16 protein-coding genes are annotated in these 16,456 nt (G+C 57.0%); 11 read left to right on the forward strand and 5 right to left on the reverse strand.

Annotated features, from left to right (window positions below; genetic code table 11):
* Positions 1-87: 87 nt before the first annotated feature.
* The 4 genes from IE079_RS16475 to fabG all read left to right on the forward strand — a co-directional run bounded on the left by IE079_RS16475 (position 88) and on the right by fabG (position 4,831).
* Positions 88-399, forward strand: coding sequence for a 2OG-Fe(II) oxygenase (locus IE079_RS16475; RefSeq protein WP_189577942.1), 312 nt, complete (start codon positions 88-90; stop codon positions 397-399).
* A 155-nt stretch (positions 400-554) separates the two neighbouring features.
* Entirely contained in the window at positions 555-1,772 is a 1,218-nt protein-coding gene (locus tag IE079_RS16480; RefSeq protein ID WP_189577943.1) for a polyhydroxyalkanoate depolymerase, read from the forward strand.
* Positions 1,773-2,074: 302 nt separating this feature from the next.
* Positions 2,075-3,883, forward strand: a complete 1,809-nt coding sequence (locus tag IE079_RS16485; protein ID WP_265013657.1) for a PHA/PHB synthase family protein — start codon at positions 2,075-2,077, stop codon at positions 3,881-3,883.
* Between the two features lie 204 nt (positions 3,884-4,087).
* Positions 4,088-4,831: a 3-oxoacyl-[acyl-carrier-protein] reductase gene (fabG, locus tag IE079_RS16490; protein WP_189577945.1), complete on the forward strand. Its 744-nt coding sequence runs from the start codon at positions 4,088-4,090 to the stop codon at positions 4,829-4,831.
* Between the two features lie 135 nt (positions 4,832-4,966).
* On the opposite strand, the gene IE079_RS16495 is transcribed toward fabG, so the two are convergent.
* Positions 4,967-6,235, reverse strand: a complete 1,269-nt coding sequence (locus IE079_RS16495) for an MFS transporter (protein ID WP_189577946.1) — start codon at positions 6,233-6,235, stop codon at positions 4,967-4,969.
* 282 nt (positions 6,236-6,517) lie between these two features.
* Between IE079_RS16495 and IE079_RS16500 the strand changes: the two genes are divergently transcribed.
* From IE079_RS16500 to IE079_RS16510, 3 genes are all read left to right on the forward strand, one after another.
* A complete protein-coding gene (locus IE079_RS16500; protein WP_189577947.1) occupies positions 6,518-6,979 on the forward strand; it encodes an NfeD family protein in 462 nt (153 codons plus the stop codon).
* 2 nt (positions 6,980-6,981) lie between these two features.
* Positions 6,982-8,016 (forward strand): SPFH domain-containing protein, encoded by a 1,035-nt coding sequence (locus IE079_RS16505; RefSeq protein WP_189577948.1) that lies wholly within the window; start codon positions 6,982-6,984, stop codon positions 8,014-8,016.
* 624 nt (positions 8,017-8,640) lie between these two features.
* Entirely contained in the window at positions 8,641-9,192 is a 552-nt protein-coding gene (locus tag IE079_RS16510; RefSeq protein WP_189577949.1) for a CAP domain-containing protein, read from the forward strand.
* A gap of 7 nt (positions 9,193-9,199) precedes the next feature.
* Here IE079_RS16510 and IE079_RS16515 read toward each other — a convergent pair whose 3' ends face one another.
* Complete coding sequence (locus IE079_RS16515) at positions 9,200-9,691, reverse strand: pyridoxamine 5'-phosphate oxidase family protein (RefSeq protein WP_189577950.1); 492 nt, start codon at positions 9,689-9,691, stop codon at positions 9,200-9,202.
* A gap of 488 nt (positions 9,692-10,179) precedes the next feature.
* Between IE079_RS16515 and IE079_RS16520 the strand changes: the two genes are divergently transcribed.
* On the forward strand, positions 10,180-10,881 hold the full coding sequence (locus IE079_RS16520; protein WP_189577951.1) for a hypothetical protein: 702 nt from the start codon (positions 10,180-10,182) through the stop codon (positions 10,879-10,881).
* A 95-nt stretch (positions 10,882-10,976) separates the two neighbouring features.
* Positions 10,977-11,735: a BamJ family beta-barrel-assembly machinery protein gene (gene bamJ / locus IE079_RS16525; RefSeq protein WP_189577952.1), complete on the forward strand. Its 759-nt coding sequence runs from the start codon at positions 10,977-10,979 to the stop codon at positions 11,733-11,735.
* A 118-nt stretch (positions 11,736-11,853) separates the two neighbouring features.
* On the opposite strand, the gene IE079_RS16530 is transcribed toward bamJ, so the two are convergent.
* Positions 11,854-12,765 carry a homocysteine S-methyltransferase family protein gene (locus IE079_RS16530; protein WP_189577953.1) on the reverse strand — a complete coding sequence of 304 codons (912 nt, stop codon included), beginning with the start codon at positions 12,763-12,765 and terminating at the stop codon, positions 11,854-11,856.
* 97 nt (positions 12,766-12,862) lie between these two features.
* Between IE079_RS16530 and IE079_RS16535 the strand changes: the two genes are divergently transcribed.
* On the forward strand, positions 12,863-13,189 hold the full coding sequence (locus tag IE079_RS16535; RefSeq protein ID WP_189577954.1) for a hypothetical protein: 327 nt from the start codon (positions 12,863-12,865) through the stop codon (positions 13,187-13,189).
* A gap of 420 nt (positions 13,190-13,609) precedes the next feature.
* On the opposite strand, the gene IE079_RS16540 is transcribed toward IE079_RS16535, so the two are convergent.
* Positions 13,610-14,236: an FMN-binding negative transcriptional regulator gene (locus IE079_RS16540; RefSeq protein ID WP_189577955.1), complete on the reverse strand. Its 627-nt coding sequence runs from the start codon at positions 14,234-14,236 to the stop codon at positions 13,610-13,612.
* A gap of 227 nt (positions 14,237-14,463) precedes the next feature.
* On the opposite strand from IE079_RS16540, the gene IE079_RS16545 reads away from it, so the two are divergent.
* Positions 14,464-15,435: a transposase gene (locus tag IE079_RS16545; protein ID WP_189577956.1), complete on the forward strand. Its 972-nt coding sequence runs from the start codon at positions 14,464-14,466 to the stop codon at positions 15,433-15,435.
* Between the two features lie 255 nt (positions 15,436-15,690).
* On the opposite strand, the gene IE079_RS16550 is transcribed toward IE079_RS16545, so the two are convergent.
* Positions 15,691-16,332 carry a class I SAM-dependent methyltransferase gene (locus IE079_RS16550; protein WP_189577957.1) on the reverse strand — a complete coding sequence of 214 codons (642 nt, stop codon included), beginning with the start codon at positions 16,330-16,332 and terminating at the stop codon, positions 15,691-15,693.
* Positions 16,333-16,456: the final 124 nt, after the last annotated feature.

Raw genomic sequence — 16,456 nt, forward strand, 5'->3', positions numbered from 1 at the left:
CCACAGCATCTGGTTCTGGAAAGCTATTGTTCATTATAGGGTCAGTCGCGCACAATTGACGCGAAACTGCCTGACGTAAGAGTGAACATGCACGCGACGACAGCAAACGTAAAAACCCGGATCCTGTTCCATGGTAAACGCCTGAGCATTTACCTGGTCCGCTACCCGGAGGGCCACAAGGTGGTGCCTCACGTGGACATGATATCCGGGGGCCGGCTGTACAAACTCAATTGCGTACTGGTCAAACCCGGGGCTGGCGGCGAATTCATCTGCGAAAAAAACCTGTTCAACCTGTTCGGGCGACTCATAGTGTTCCGGCCGGACCTTTACCAGCATCGGGTGTCCAGAATCGAACGCGGCAGTCGATGGCTTCTCAGTTTTGCCCTGACCCGCCCCTGATGTCCCCGGCTCTTTCGCGCTGATCAATAAACACGCGTATGATAGGCTCCATCGTCCAGAATACCCGGCTCACCGAGACCGGGAGCCAGTATCCAGCGGAGTGGAGTAGCGGCACCGATACGGACCAACCAAACTCACTCAGGATAACGCGCATTATGATGTATTTCGCTCACGAAATGAGCCGCAAGGCGCTGACCCCGGCCCGCATGATCGCGGGCGCCCAGAGCAAACTGCTTCGCCATCGGATGAACCCGTGGTCAAGAGTTCCCGGAACACGCAGTATTGCCTCGGCGCTTAATGTGTTTGAAGATCTGACCCGTCGCTATCCAAAGCCCGCCTTCAATCTCGACACAACAGTCTGCGACGGCGAAACGGTTCTGGTCAATGAGACTATCGTCAAGCGCAAGCCCTTCTGCCAGCTGAAACACTTCCAGCGCAATGTTGATCGTCCGGATGACCCCAAACTGCTGATTGTAGCGCCATTGTCGGGCCATTTTGCGTCACTGCTCAGGGGCACGGTGGAAGCCATGCTGCCGGGTCATGATGTCTACATCACGGACTGGCGTGACGCCAGCATGGTACCCGTCAAGGAAGGCAATTTCGGGCTTGATGACTATATCGATTATGTCATCGATTTTATTGACCACCTGGGCCCGGACACCCATGTACTCGCGGTCTGTCAGCCGGTCGTGCCGGTGTTGGCGGCCACTGCCCTGATGGCCGAGGACAATCATCCCTGTGCACCACGCTCCCTGGCCCTGATGAGTGGCCCGGTGGACGGCCGCGTTGACCCCACCGAGCCCTGCGAACTGGCCAGCAAGCACAAGCTTTCCTGGTTCAAGCGCAACCTGATCCACACGGTTCCGCTGAACTATCCCGGCGCCATGCGCCGGGTTTACCCGGGCTTTTTACAGCTGACCGGTTTCATCAACATGAATTTTGATCGTCACCTCGATGCCTACCGTGGCCTGTTCAAATCCATCCGCGATGATGACGCTCAGGAAGTTACGCGCCACCGGGACTTCTATGACGAATATCTGGCAGTGATGGACCTGCCGGACGCCTACTACCTGGACACCATCGAACGTGTCTTCCAGAAATTCCATCTGGCCAGGGGCTGTTTCAGGCACCATGACAGGCTGGTGAACCCCGGAGCCATCCGCAAAACGGCATTGATGACCATCGAGGGCGAGAAAGATGATATCTCCAGCCCTGGCCAGACCGAAGCAGCCCACAAGCTCTGCAACAATATTCCGGATGATCGCCGGGTGCACCACCTGCAACCCGGCGTCGGCCACTACGGCACCTTCAATGGCCGCCGCTGGCGCGAGGAGATCGCCCCCAGGTTGCAGGCGTTTATTCGCAACGCCTGAGTCGCAACTGGCTCAGGTTTCTTGTTGCTACCCGGCCCCTCTGCTAGGTTGAATACAGACCTCTTGAAAAGTCACCGGCACGGCGAACCTGAAGGTTCCCGTGCCGGATAACGAAAAGAGAATGTTGTGTTCGCAGTCTCACAGCCCTTCCGCCTGGCAGCGGTTGTGCTCCGGGGAGAACCTCTATTATGGCCAAGAAACCCGCCAAGAAATTTTCCGAAAGTGATCAGGAACCTCATGTTGTACGCAAATCCCTGGTTGATGCCGGGGTGCACGGAAGCCGCCTGATAACGCGTTCAGTGATGAGACGATTGAAAGGGGGTCGACCCAATCCGGTCAGCCTCAAGAGTGTGACCAAACCCTTTGTCCGCTTCACCATGAAACTCGCCACCCAGCCGGACGCCATCATTACCGCCCAGATGCGCCTGGTGCAGAACACTGTCCTTCTCAGTGGTGGCGCGGTGATTGGCCTGATCAGCCGCGAGCCCATGCAGGTTGCGGTACCGGAAAAGGGCGATGGTCGCTTCAAGGATGATGCCTGGACTAACTCCCTTTACTTCAACTTCCTCAAGCACGCCTACCTGATGTCGGACCGGTGGATCAAAGACACCATCGACGATGTTCGCGGCCTTGACGAGCACGACCGCCACAAAGTCCGCTTCTTCACCAGCCAGGTAACCAGTGCACTGTCACCGAGCAATTTTGTGCTGACCAATCCGGAAGTCCTGCGCACAACAGTGGACAGCCGGGGGCGCAATCTGGTGCGTGGCCTGGCCAACTTCCTGAGGGATATCGACGAGGCCGATGGCCATATTTTCTTCCGGATGTCGGATCCGGACGTCTTCGAAGTCGGCAAGAACCTGGCGGACACGCCGGGTGAGGTCGTCTACCAGAATGACCTGATGCAGCTTATCCAGTACCGGCCAACGACCGAAACGGTGCATCGACGGCCGCTTCTGGTGGTGCCGCCCTGGATCAACAAGTACTACATCCTCGACCTGGGGGCGAAAAAGTCGTTCATCCGCTACTGGGTCGAGAAAGGCCACACGGTCTTCGTGATTTCCTGGGTTAACCCGGGCAAGGAGCACATCGACAAGGGATTCGAGGACTACATGCTCGAGGGCCCGGTGGAGGCTCTGGATGCCATCAAGCAGGCCACCGGCGAGAGTGAGGTCAATACCGTCGGCTACTGCATTGGCGGCACTCTGCTGGGCTGCACACTGTCCTGGCTGGCTGCCCGCGGTGACGACCGGGTCAAAAGTGCCACCTTCTTCAACAGTCTGCTGGACTTTTCCGAAGTGGGCGACCTGGAAGTCTTTATCGATGACGACCAGATCAAGAAGCTGGAAAAAGCCATGAAGAAACAGGGGTATCTTGATGGCACGTCCATGGCCGCCTCTTTCAACATGCTGCGTCCCAACAGTCTGATCTGGTCCTTTTATATCAACAACTACCTGCTGGGCCGCGATACACCACCGTTCGACCTGCTTTACTGGAATTCGGACACCACCCGGCTACCAGGGGCCATGCACAGCTTTTACCTGCGCAACATGTACCTGGAAAACCGCCTGCGTGAGCCTGGCGGCATCACCCTTGACGGCACGCCGATCAACCTTGCCGAGGTGAAGGTACCCGCGTATTTTGCCTCGGCCATTGAGGACCACATTGCCCCCTGGGTGTCCTGCTACAAGGGATCACAGTATCTCGGCGGACCGGTTCGCTTTGTGCTGGGTGGTTCAGGCCACATCGCCGGCATCATCAACCCGCCCTACCAGCACAAATACGGCTACCGGATCAACGAAGATACCACATTGTCACCGGATGAATGGCTCACCGGAGCGGAGCAATTCGAGGGCTCCTGGTGGCCGGACTGGGTCAAGTGGGCCGAGCAATTCGGAGGCGGAGAGGTTCCGGCGAGAATACCCGGAGACGGAGAATTATCCGTCATCGAGCCAGCCCCGGGCGCCTATCTGCGCAATCAACCAGCGCCGGAAGCGCCACAGAAAACCAGGCCCAGGGCCATCGCCGCCACCCGGCGTACAAGCCGCAAGCCGGCAACGCAGAAATCCCCCCAGCGCCAGCGAAGCCGCAAGCCCACCAAAGTGAGCTGACCAGCAGCCTGCGCCAGGGACGGCGTGGGCTTGACGGCCGAACAGCACCCACAACCCGCTTTCCTAACGCCCCCCCTTGATTGCTCCGTACGCTCTGCTAGCTTTAAATATGTCGGTCAGGAAAAACCTGAGCAGTACGGCACAACCCTTAAAACAAGAACCGGACAGCCTTCGCAAAGGCTATGACGAACAGGGGAAACCGCCATGGAAGATCTCAAGGGTAAAACGGCCATTGTCACGGGGGCTTCCCGTGGAATCGGCAAAGAAATTGCCATACAACTCGCCAAACGCGGCGCTGACGTCGCCATCAATTACGTGTCCCGTGAAGCTGATGCCAACACCGTCGTCAAGGAACTCGAAGAACTGGGTGTACGATCCCTGGCCTACAAGGCTGACCTTTCGCAGATGGAGGCCGGCCGTGAGTTGATCCGCAAGGTCCAGCAGGAATGGGGGCACATTGACATACTGGTCAATAACGCCGGCATAACCCGCGACAAGGCCATGAAAAACCTTACCGATGCAGACTGGAAGGACGTTCTCGATACCAACCTGGGTAGTGTCTACGCCACCTGCTCGGAAGTACTGCCGATCATGATGGAGCAGAAGTACGGCCGCATCGTCAATATCACCTCATTCGTGGGGCAGGCAGGCAACTTCGGCCAGGCCAATTACGCGGCCAGTAAAGGCGGCATAATCGCGTTCACAAAAACGCTCGCCCTGGAGGCCGCCCGCCATAACATCACTGTCAACGCAATTGCCCCGGGCTTTACCGAAACCGAGATGCTTGCCCAGGTTCCGGAGAACATTCGCCAGAAAATAATGGCTCGTGTACCCATGGCGCGCTTTGGCCGGCCTGAGGAAATCGCCAAGGCCGTGGTGTTCGTTGCTGCGGACGGGGATTACATCACCGGCCAGCAGATTAACGTCAACGGCGGTGTTTATATGTAGTTGCGCATTCAAAGTGCGCTCTGATCCCCGCCCTGTTTTCTCAATCGGGCGGGCATTCCATTTCTGCCCCGGACATCAGGCCAGTCGGCTAACCCCCTTTTCCATGTGGCCCTTGCCGCGCGCCCCTTATTCTTGTTACGGCGTCTGGGCTGTTTCCGCATCGTTGCCGAGTGGCTCGCCACCCGCATCCGTGAGCTGGTTGTCGTAAGCGGCCTGGAGCCCGGTTTCACCCTCGCCCTGCTCAGACTCGTCCTCAAGATAGCTTGGATAAAATGGCGACACGATAGCCACCAGGATGCCGAACACACAGAATATGGAAAACGCGTCCGCATAACCGAACTCTTCGACCAGCAAGCCCACGACCGGGGAGCCAGCCGCCTGTCCGAGCGCGCAAGCTAGAAATGGCAGCACCGGCCCCATCGACAGTCGACCCGGCAACAGGCGGATGCCGGTCATCAGGTACAGCCCTGTCAGACTCATGTAGGAAAGGCCGAATACCAACGCGGAAAAGCCCGCAATCAGTATCTGATCGGGGCTGGCAGCAAGTAATGCCAGGCTCGCGGCCATCATTACCAGCATCAGTGCGTGCGTGATGGCCGGGTTGTTGTGATCGGCCAGATCGCTCACCGCAGCACCGCCGAGGCCGGCGATGCCGACCGCCAGCCACAGCCATCCGGTTTCGCCGGAGGACAGGGCACCGAGATTGACGGCCAGATCGGGAGCGAAAATCCAATAGGCCGCGGAAATGAAGCCCATTGCAAACGCGAACAGCGAGAGCCGGGACAGACGCCACCATTGCCGCGCGCTGATCGGCTCGGGCGGCGCCGCGTTCGACGGAATGACCCGCGACACGGCGGGGATGAAGGTCCAGGCGGCAATGACCCCGATGGCCGCCAGCACGGCAAAAGACACGTAAGCCAAACGCCAGGCGCCAGTCAGAAACAGGATCGTCGGTACGGCCACGACCACACCGACGCTGGTGCCGGCGTTCATGATAGAGCTCACGCGCCCGTGCATCGAGCGATCCACCACCACCTGCATGGCGGCCGTGAGCGCGGGCATCATCAGACCGGTACAGATGCCGCAAGCGAACACCCCCGCGCCGAGCGTTAGCGGGCCCGTAGCCTGGCTGATCAGCACAAGGCCACCAACGCCAAAAAGACCGGAGAGTACCGCTGTATTGCGGGCCCCGAGTCGATCGGCGGAAAACGGCGCAACCAGCATGGCCAGCACAAAACTGATCAGCGGCAGCGCGCCGATTACGCCGATCACCGACGCTGTCATTTCAAGTTCGTCGCGAATAGGGGGCACGAACAGTCCGAAAGCGAAGCGCGCAAGGCCGTAACTGATCGCGACAAGCGCCGCACCTAACAGGGCGAAACCGGTATTCGACAGGGTCTTCATGCAGACTCGGGGCACGCGGTGAACATTTCGGCGAAATCAAGCTGCGGATCCCTGCCCTGCGCCACCACGACCAACCTTTGATGCCCGACTTGCCCGCTTACCTTGATCACCATGCCGCCCTCGTGACAAAAAGTAACCTTCTTAGCCTAGGACGTCTCCTGCGCGGATTCAAACAGTTTGCAGATGACCCGGGATCGATACTCCTCAGGTAAGCTGGTACTCTCCTGCCAGAAGCGGCGTAATGCCGTAACAGGAACCTCATCTCATACAGCGGTACTCGCGATGGATTGGACTCTGACCCACCTGTGGCTGGCCCTGGCACTGGTGCTCAGCCTGATAGAGCTGACGGCTTCCGGCATGATCTTCCTTGCGCTGGGCGCTGCCGCTGCCCTCACCGCCCTGCTCGCCTTCCTTGGCGTGCCTTTTTATTGGCAACTGGTGGCCATGGGATTGCTATCGGGTGTGCTGGTACCCGTGGCCGTGCGCTACATCCGCCCCTGGTTCTCCCCCAGAGGGGTACACTATGGCACCACCGGCACCGGCGTTGAAAAAGGCAGGCGTTACCGCACCTTCAAACGGGATTTTGACGGCGCCAGCTGTATCAAGGTGAACGGCGATGTCTACCGCCTGCGGGTAGCAAAAACCGGTGAGACCGAACTGCCGGAGGGCACCGACGTTATTTTCGAACAATTCGATGGCACCACGGCTATCGTTCACCGCGATCATTCGCATAAGGAACACTGAACATGGAAAGCCTGCTTACACCCGGCCTGATACTGAGCCTGATCATCGTCGTCATTGGCATCACCATCATCGGCAAGGGGTTGGTGATTGTGCGACAGTCAGAAGTCATGGTCATCGAGCGCCTTGGCTCCTTCAACCGGATCCTGGAAAGCGGTATCAACATTATCATCCCCTTTATCGAGCGGCCCCGTGCCATCACCATGATCCGCTATATCAAGATGGGCGAGGAATACCACGCCACCAGCAGTGAAGAGATCCGTATTGACCGTCGCGAGACCGTTATGGACTTTCCGGCGCAGCCTGTCGTCACCACAGACAACGTCACCGTCAAGATCAATGGCGCGCTCTATTACCAGATTATCGACCCTCGCCGGGCCGTGTACGAGGTGGCCAATATGTCCCAGGCCGTGGAGGTGCTGGCCAAGACCACCCTGCGGTCCGTGGTCGGCAAGATGGAACTCGATAAGCTGTTCGAGTCCCGCGCCGAGGTCAACAGTGCTATCCAGGCGGAAATGGAAGAAGCCGCTTCCAAGTGGGGTGTCAAGCTGACCCGGGTGGAGGTCCAGGACATCAACATGCCGGAAGAAGTGGAAGAGGCCATGCGCCTGCAGATGGCCGCCGAACGTAAACGCCGGGCCACCGTCACCGAAGCCGAAGGCGAGAAGACCGCGGCCATTGCCATGGCGCAGGGCCAGCGCGAATCCGCGATCCTCAACGCGGAAGGTGACAAGCAATCCGCGATCCTGCGCGCCCAGGGCGAACAGGAGTCCATCAAGCTGGTGCTCAGCGCTATCGGCGAAAGCGAAGAAAACAAACGTACGGTCGTGGGCTACCTGCTCGGCCAGAGTTACATCAAGGTTCTGCCTAACATGGCCAAAGACGGCGAGCGCGTCTTCGTGCCCTACGAATCCTCCGCCCTGCTCGGCTCCATGGGCATGTTCCGGGAAATGGCCGGCAACCCGGAGGACGTGGTGCGCCAGTCGCTTCAGAAAGACGGTCTGCGTAGCGGCATGGTAGCGGCCGGTGGCACTTCCTGAACCAAACCAGGTGGCGAAGCAACACCTGCCCGCAGGCTGCCTGCGGGCTTCGCAGGTGTCCGCGCCTTGTTCTCCTCCCCCCTTTGGCTCCACAGGGCTGTCGTTCCAGACTTACTCTGAGCGCCAGACCTGACTGGTTTCAGCTTCCTTTCGGTAGAGTTCCTTTCTTTGATACCGATAGTGCGCCACCGAACAGACCAGACCCGACCGATAATCTAATCTGGATTCAGATGAGGCAACGGAGACGCCTGTACAGGGAGTTACATCACACGCCAAACGGATGTTGGCGTAATCCGCTTTCCGGATTTATGAAGAGGAGGAGTTACAATGAACAATATCGTCTACATCGTCGGTGCTGTGGTGATCGTTCTGGTGATTCTTTCCGTGCTTGGTTTTCGTTAAGGCTTCACCTCTCAGGTTTTTCATCAGCAGTACAGATCTATTCACGTCGTGATCTCATCGGTCGCTTTCACCGGAAGTGGCCGTTTTTTTCAGGCCTTCTGGTATGCTCATGTACGCGCTCCGTCGACCGTGGAACCGGGGCCGGGGGCCAAACCTTTGCCGCTTTTCCATTCGCCGCCCGGGGAGTCCTCACCCGGGGTATCAAAGCATCCGATAGTTGATATGTTGAAACGTCTCCGATACCGCAACCACACACCGACAACGGCCGCCACGGACCGACTCGCCAGTCTCGCCCTTGCGGGATTGATCAGCTTGTCGGCGGCCCCGGCGATGGCTTCCGGTGAAAGCACCGATGCCCACTTGTCTGCCGACACCTGGGAATCACTGCTGACCGAGGCCAGGGCGCAGGCGCGCCAGTGCGGCGGCGACAGTTACGCCGAGGCTTCACCGGTCACCTGGGACGCTCGCCTGGGCGCCGCAGCGCAGGCACACAGCGAAGATATGGCGAATATGGGCCAGATGAGCCACGAGGGAAGCGAAGGCAAAGTCCTCGCTGACCGACTCGGCGAAGCGGGATATGAGGCAAGAGCCTGGGCCGAGAACGTAGCCGCCGGCCAGCGGGACGCCGCCTCAGTGGTCGCCGCCTGGCTCGACAGCCCGGGCCACTGCGCCAACATCATGTCTACGGATTATGAGGAGTTCGGCGCGGGTGTGGACCGGGACGAAAGCGGCAAACCCTACTGGACGCTGGTTTTGGCTGCGCCACGTGGCTAGCCAGGACCTACTCGTTTACACCGAACTTCTCGTGCTCGCCGAGGTCTGGCTGCTCACCCTTGATCTTTGCCTTGACGGTTTTGGCGCTTTTCAGCATCTTGCTACTGTCGCTGTTCCAGTGCTCGCCCTTCTCGACCTTGATTTCCACCATGCCTACATTGGGTGAGTCCTTGCCTTCAGGAAACCAGGCCGCAACGAACGGATTCCAGTACTTGTCGACCAGAGTCTTGTCCTGGATGGCGCGGCCGACACCGGTGAGCGACACGTAGATATGGTTATCCGGATCAGAGAACGACAGGCAGACATCGTTGTCGCTCTCAAGTTCGAACACTTTTTCAGACTCCAGGTCGGTGTAGAACCACAAGGTTCCGTCGTACTCGTCCTGTACCAGGACCATGGGCCGTGACCGAAGCTCTTCGCCGTGGCGCGTTGTCAGCATGCCGGTCTTGATGTCCTTGATGAGATTCCAGATCTTTTGCTTGTGTTCCGGACTGGACATGGTCTCTCTCCTATCAGCGGCTATAACGTCTCCGCTTGCATTTGAGTATGTTGAAGGTATTAAAACCTTTCGTGTGGAGGGGATTACGACCTGAAACACAAACTGGTTTTCCGGGAAGCGAAAACTGCCTTGCGGTCATGCTGACCAGATCTTCGCTGTTCCCGATCCCGTCGAGTAACAACACAGATTCATCGCCGCCAATCCGAGCATGGTATCCGGGCGCACCCATGACGTCCTTGACTAACTTGTGACCCCGATCGCTGGTCAATTTTTGACCTTCCACTGAACCATTTTTTGTGTATTTCGTGTGATAGCAGAATAAAAACCTGTCTTTTACACTCTTTCACAACCTGTCGCGAGGACTTCGTTTTTGTCTGAGCGCGGGTGTTGATCAAGTACGTTTTCATAGTTGTAATTTGAATCCTTACTTATGGAAGGTTGAGTTACAGTTCGTAATTATCAACATAACTTATAAAAAGAGGTTCTATATGAAGATTTCAAATAAACTGAAACTTGCGGGTATTTCCGCAGCTTTAGTGTCAGGACTCTTTATGTCAGGTTCAGCATTGGCCATCGGTGGTGGCGGTGGCGGCGCTTGCAGCGTCGACACGGAAAGAGGATCCGGCGCCAGATTTTTCGTACCAAGCGGTGGTGACGGCAATTACAACATTCTGGGCTGGGGTAACGGTACTGGCGGCTCAGTAACCGTTTACAGTGGCCTGCTCGAGTCAGTCGCAGAGCAGTGTATCCTGGTAGCCGCTGCCACAACCTCTCAGTCCGGCAGTGGCAGAGATGTGGCAAGTGCTGTCAATCAGGCGAAAAGCCGTTACAGCAACATTGTCGGTTCAGACCCGAAAGTCTGCACGTCCGGCCACTCACAGGGTGGCGGTGGTTCTTTCAACGCCGCGAATCGTCTTGATGCGGACTGTGTCATCGCCGTTCAGCCTGACACCGTTTTCACCACGCGCATTGACCGTCCGGTCTCCAGCGACACTGATGTTGTTTGTATCTTCAGTACCGGCGACGTTCTGGCGCCAGCATTACCGTCTAACGGCCGAAACTGCAGAAATAACTCAACCAGGTACACTCAGGAGCTGACCTCTGGTACTCACTTTGCACCGACAACTGGCGATGGCGGCGCAGTTGGTGACGTAATGCGTGAGTATTCTGAACGTTGGTTGGTCAATTAATCCCTTTTAGCTGAAGTTGTTAAAAACCTCAACCTGTACGGTTGGGGTTTTTTATTGGCTGGCATTTGTCTTTATTGATGGTCAGAGGAGATCACATGAAAAAATATATGAGTGCTGCCACGATACTGATGATGGGCGCCGTGTTCATGGGAACCTATAGTGAACAGTCCCGATCGGCAAGCTCAGCAGAACAGGAAACAGCGGCGGATGAAACCGGGCATGAATTCGAAGACCTGACCGATCGTTACAGCTATGCCTATGGAGCTGATTTGGCGAATAAATTCAAAGCAGAAGGCGTTGAATTGAATGTCGATATAATGGCTGCAGCGATGGAGGATGTGTTTGATAACGGCGAGGCGAAAATGTCTGCCGGAGAAATCGCCGCGACGATAGATATCTATATGGAAATCCACGAAAAGAAGAAAGAGGCAGAACGGGCTGCGGCTGGCGAAAAGAATAAAGCGGAAAGCGAGAACTTCCTTTCAGAGAATGCCGGTAAGGAAGGCATCGTCGTTACCGAGAGTGGCTTGCAATACAGAGTGATCACCGAAGGTGATGGCGGGTATACCCCGACAGAAGACGATACAGTGACAGTGCATTACCGAGGCAGCTTTGTCGACGGCACTGAATTTGATAGCACTTACCAGCGCAACGAACCCTATACCGTGAAGGTTAAAAAGCTTATCGAAGGCTGGGGGGAGGCACTCCAGCTGATGTCAGAGGGCTCGAAATGGGAATTGTATATTCCTGCCGACCTTGCTTACGGGGAGGAAGGGGCAGGGGAATATGTTGAACCGAATGCTGCGTTGATATTTGAAGTGGAACTGCTCGAAATCGCAAAAGCTGAAGGATAGTCACGTGCGGGCAGCAGAGCGTATTTCTGATTCGCGGGGCCGGGCGGCCCGCCGGCGTCAACCAGGGCATGCCCGACAGGCAATCAGAAAAGGAATATGCGTTGGCTCCGGACCTGTATCAGAAAGACACCAGACGGCAACCCGCCGAGGTCAATCGGTCAGCCAGAACGGCGATATGGGCCGGGCCAACTTCGCAGCAGCCACCCACGATGGATGCGCCCTGCTCTACCCACCGAAGCGCATGCTCGGCATAGGCAGCAGGGCCGAGATCCGAACGCGACTCCAGTACATCCACCGTACCGCCCGGCTGGAGTTCGGCCACGGACGCGAATCCGTTGGCGTAGCCGCCGAACGGCATACCGAGTCCGGCAAGCTCACCCATTGCAGTGGTTACTGCCTCGGGCACTGCGCAGTTGACCAGTATCCGCTCGGCCCCGGCGGCAACCATCTCCCGGGCTGCGTCGGCCAACAGCTCGCCGGACCTGAGCCGCCTGCCGTCGTTATCGTCCACGGTGAAGGACGTCCACACCGGCAGCTTGCTCTCCGCCGCCGCGAGGGTCGCCATACGCGCCTCGCGGACAAGGGACATGGTCTCGCAGATGAAAAGATCGACACTTGCGGCCTGAGCCTCCGCCATTCGGCGATAGTTGCGCAGGCAAGTCGCGTCGTCGGGCACGAGATCGGGGCGAAAACTCGCCACCAGTGGCGGCAGGCAGCCAGCAATACCTACATCCTGCCCGCTGTCACTGCGAGCCTTGCCGGCGGCCTTCAGTGCGGCGGCGTGAAGTGAATCGAACAACCCCGGGTCGCCGTCGCGCATCAGGCGCTGCGGTGTTGCACTGTACGTATTGGCCGTGATCACCCGGGCCCCGGCATCGATGAACTCGCGATGGACGGCCGTCACCAGATCCGGCTCATCCAGCATGACCTGAGCAGACCACAGGGGCGACGCAGGATAGCGACTACGCCGACGAAGCTCCTGGCCCATGCCCCCGTCCAGCAGCACTACCTGGCGTTCCTGAGAGGTCATAAAATCACCGCCTTTTCGTTAGAGAGTGGCCAGCTGAAAGCGCCGGAGGTCCATTATCAGTACCGGGAGAATAACGAGAAATGTCCGGCCGAGGCCAATGTCTGGAAGATTTGTAGCTCGAAACTCCAAATATCTGACGGGATGGAACGTCCGCACGATTGAGCCGCGATTTATCGGCAGCCTGTTCCAGCCTGACCTGGTGGACACCCCGGGTATTCGCGACCACATCGCAAAAGCCTCAGCACTCAAGCTTCCCCACGCCTCATGGCTGACCGAACGGTTGGATGCCGGTGACTGCCTGACACCTGAGCAGGCTGCCAGCGCTATCGCGTTTGCCCTCACCGATATGCCCGTGGATGACTTCAGCGGCGCCGTCCTCCATGGCCGGACACTGGTAGACACGCTGTCTTTCAACGGCAGTTAAACGAGGAAGAAGCGGTCATCAGTTTTCCAGTACCGGACCTTGAGCAAGGAATGCAGGGGCTCCCAGGTTCTCTGCACCCTGCTTGACCCTCGCTTCTTGTTATTTTCCGGTGCCCAGGCGTCCGAAATGCCAGGCTGATCGTACTACTTCCCACACCCGAGCAACAGGTCTCCCATGTCTCATCATTCCTCTTCCAGTTCGCCATTGGCATCTCACCGCTTACCGTGCCGGGGATGTCTTCCCGACTGTAAAAACTATCCCACCTGCAACGGCACACCCTGGCGAGCTGACAAGGCGTCATTGGCCGGGGCCGACAAGTCGATGAGTCACTGAAGTCAGCCACGGTGGATTGAATGGCGCCCGTTTCTTCAGCATTCTGTTGTCTTTACCTTTGCCGGCGCCTGTCTTCTTTATGGTTGGCTAGCTGATGAATCTGGACATGGCACGGCTATGCGCTCCTTCTTCAGCGTCAAGGCCAGCCTTGACGCCCGCCCGGTTTCGCTCCGGCTGATTCTGACTTGCTTTCAGCTTACCTGTGAGAGAATCAATCTTGATCTCCACGCCGACAATAGCCTGCACCAACCGTTCGGTGAAGTCAGTCGGCGCATCATCTACAGACCAGGGAGTGCTCATACCCGACTCGTGCTGGTCTGTCAGCCGATGGAGATGACGCTTCAACCAGGCCGGGTCCTCGATAATCCGGGCACTGCCTTCTGCATGGACAGCCAGATAATTCCATGTTGGAACAACCCGGCCCGTTTCTGCCTTCGTTTCGTACCAGGAAGGTGAAATGTAAGCATCTGGTCCCTGAAAAACCGCAAGAACCCGAGCCCCATCGCGCAGGCGCTGCCAGGCTGGATTGCCCCGAGCCAGGTGGCACTGAAGGTGCCCCAAAGAACCGTCCTCTCCAGGACTCAAATAAAAGGGAACATGGTTCGCTTCAATTCCGTCATCATCCGCTAAGATCAGCAAACCAAATCCGTAGTCCCGAATATAGTGCTGAAGCTTGCCGATATCGTCTTCCTTGAAGTGGCTCGGTACATACATTCTGTAAAACTCCCTGGTTGATGGCTCGCCCAACTAGTAGTGCCCTGGTTTTACGGCGTGGCAGCACCAGTGCAGGCACCCCGACAACAGACATTGATTAAATGTATTGGCTCATGGACAGTGTTTTCAGTCAATCGCACCAACCGCATCCAAAAACGACTCTTGCTGAAGCCGACCAATAGTGGTTCGATACCTGAAGGAAGCCATTACTATTGCTAAGGGTCAGCATGCCCCGCCCCAGAGAACAACAGATTTCCATCGCAGACACACCTTACTATCACATTGTTTCCCGCTGCGTCCGCCGGACTTTCCTGTGCGGAATAGACCACCAGACCGGGCAAAGCTACGAACACCGGCGCCAGTGGATTGAGCAGCGGATCCGATTGCTGTCATCCATCTTCACCATCGATCTCTGCGCCTATGCCGTGATGTCCAACCACTACCACTTGGTGGTGAAGCTTTGCCCGGGGCAGGCTGACGACTGGAGCGATGATGAGATCCTGGAACGCTGGACCACCCTCTTCAAGGGGCCACCTTTGGTGCAGCGTTACCGGTCAGGAGAAGATCTGCACGAGGCGGAAAGGCGGTTCGTAAAGCGAATCATCGGCGTGTACCGACAAAGGCTGACCGACCTGAGCTGGTTCATGAAATGCCTGAACGAATCGATCGCCAGGGAGGCGAACCGGGAGGATGAATGCACTGGGCACTTCTGGGAGTCACGGTTCAAGTCCCAGGCACTGCTTTCGGAACAATCCCTAATCAGCTGCATGGCCTATGTGGACCTGAACCCGGTTCGAGCGGCCATGGCAGAAACACCGGAAACATCCGACCATACCAGCATCCAGGAACGCATCGCCCCCAGATTCAATCTGTCAGAAGCGATACAGTCACAAAGCGAGCAGCTCTTCCTGAAGCAGTTCCCCCTGCCTCTCAAACCACTACTCGATTTCGAAGAGGCTGTCAGAAACGAGCCACAACGAGGCATCCTGTTCTCACTGAACGACTATCTGGAACTGGTGGATTACACCGGGCGAATCATTAATCCAAGCAAGCGCGGCCACATACCGGAACACCAACCGCCCATCCTGAAAAGACTCGGACTGAGTAACGAGGAATGGCTTGTCGAAGCCACCGAGTTCGAAGACCGGTATCACGACAACCGACGGGCCTACCTGGACCGGCGACGATCGGCAGCCTGACCGGGGCCGTTCCACCTTAATTTACCCCCTACTGGCTGCCGCCAGGGGACCGATGCGGGCCAAATTCTTCAAAATTCGCCGGTTTGATACCAAACCTGTCGTCAAAAGCTAATTCCCGCCGTTTGAACTGAATTCCCTGCTTTCGCCAACAAACGAGGTCACCGGATGAAGCTCTCTTCTTTGCTAATGCCTGTCCTGATTCCCTTGTCCTGATTCCCTATTAAGCCGGTCGCCGTACAGCCGCTGGTTATGTGCTTATGGCTTCGTCCCACTTGCGACAACCACTGAAACGCCAAGTATTTTAAAGGGGCGAAACTCTTGCCATGAAAACGACTCGCACCGTTCTTCAAGAACCCCCCATACGGTACGGCGGCAGTCCGCCGCCCCAATCCAGTTTATAAAACGCGCCCCCAAAGTTAAGCGGTCGCTATAAACGTCCATGATCGCAAAGCGCGTTCCCGAAGGTGATGCATCAAAGATACGCGAACAGAATTCCCACCAATTCTCCAGACACGTAAGCCCCAGCGAAAAGAACACATGTCGGGGTTGCTTCTCAGTAATAGCACGTTCGACTATTCCGATACCGCTGGTCTTTGAAAAGTCGGCTTGAAGAAACTCGACGTTCCTATCTATATTATGCTTCGCAGCGCGGTTCCTGGCCTGCTCAAGCATTTCTTTGGAACCGTCTATCGCCAACACTGCCCCCTCCCTCTCGACTTGCCGGACAAGTGTTGGAAGATCTACTCCGGTGCCACAAAAAACATCCACTATATGGCAGCCGGCTTCCAAATCTAATTGGTCAATGGCGGCTTCACGCGGTTTTCGGTAGAAGAAGTCTCCGAGCGTGCCAACGTCGTACAGCGGGGCAAATTTGTCGTACCAGGGCGATTCAGCCACAAGGTCTCCTTAGCACATAACGAGGCTGTAGAAAAACCCGGTTCCGGGCCATTCCCACCGCCTGACTGCTAAATTTTTTGACCCGCCCGTCAACGGAACGGTTCTCCAGATTCTGGTGCATAGG

Origin of the sequence: Marinobacter zhanjiangensis, from assembly GCF_014651935.1 — a bacterium.
Lineage (GTDB): Bacteria > Pseudomonadota > Gammaproteobacteria > Pseudomonadales > Oleiphilaceae > Marinobacter > Marinobacter zhanjiangensis.

Bases quoted from the DNA above. Each gene is read 5' to 3' on its own strand.
- IE079_RS16475 (WP_189577942.1), top strand. From the start codon at position 88: ATGCACGCGACGACAGCAAACGTAAAAACCCGGATCCTGTTCCATGGT.
- IE079_RS16480 (WP_189577943.1), top strand. From the start codon at position 555: ATGATGTATTTCGCTCACGAAATGAGCCGCAAGGCGCTGACCCCGGCC.
- IE079_RS16485 (WP_265013657.1), top strand. From the start codon at position 2,075: ATGAGACGATTGAAAGGGGGTCGACCCAATCCGGTCAGCCTCAAGAGT.
- fabG (WP_189577945.1), top strand. From the start codon at position 4,088: ATGGAAGATCTCAAGGGTAAAACGGCCATTGTCACGGGGGCTTCCCGT.
- IE079_RS16495 (WP_189577946.1), bottom strand. From the start codon at position 6,235: ATGAAGACCCTGTCGAATACCGGTTTCGCCCTGTTAGGTGCGGCGCTT.
- IE079_RS16500 (WP_189577947.1), top strand. From the start codon at position 6,518: ATGGATTGGACTCTGACCCACCTGTGGCTGGCCCTGGCACTGGTGCTC.
- IE079_RS16505 (WP_189577948.1), top strand. From the start codon at position 6,982: ATGGAAAGCCTGCTTACACCCGGCCTGATACTGAGCCTGATCATCGTC.
- IE079_RS16510 (WP_189577949.1), top strand. From the start codon at position 8,641: ATGTTGAAACGTCTCCGATACCGCAACCACACACCGACAACGGCCGCC.
- IE079_RS16515 (WP_189577950.1), bottom strand. From the start codon at position 9,691: ATGTCCAGTCCGGAACACAAGCAAAAGATCTGGAATCTCATCAAGGAC.
- IE079_RS16520 (WP_189577951.1), top strand. From the start codon at position 10,180: ATGAAGATTTCAAATAAACTGAAACTTGCGGGTATTTCCGCAGCTTTA.
- bamJ (WP_189577952.1), top strand. From the start codon at position 10,977: ATGAAAAAATATATGAGTGCTGCCACGATACTGATGATGGGCGCCGTG.
- IE079_RS16530 (WP_189577953.1), bottom strand. From the start codon at position 12,765: ATGACCTCTCAGGAACGCCAGGTAGTGCTGCTGGACGGGGGCATGGGC.
- IE079_RS16535 (WP_189577954.1), top strand. From the start codon at position 12,863: ATGTCTGGAAGATTTGTAGCTCGAAACTCCAAATATCTGACGGGATGG.
- IE079_RS16540 (WP_189577955.1), bottom strand. From the start codon at position 14,236: ATGTATGTACCGAGCCACTTCAAGGAAGACGATATCGGCAAGCTTCAG.
- IE079_RS16545 (WP_189577956.1), top strand. From the start codon at position 14,464: ATGCCCCGCCCCAGAGAACAACAGATTTCCATCGCAGACACACCTTAC.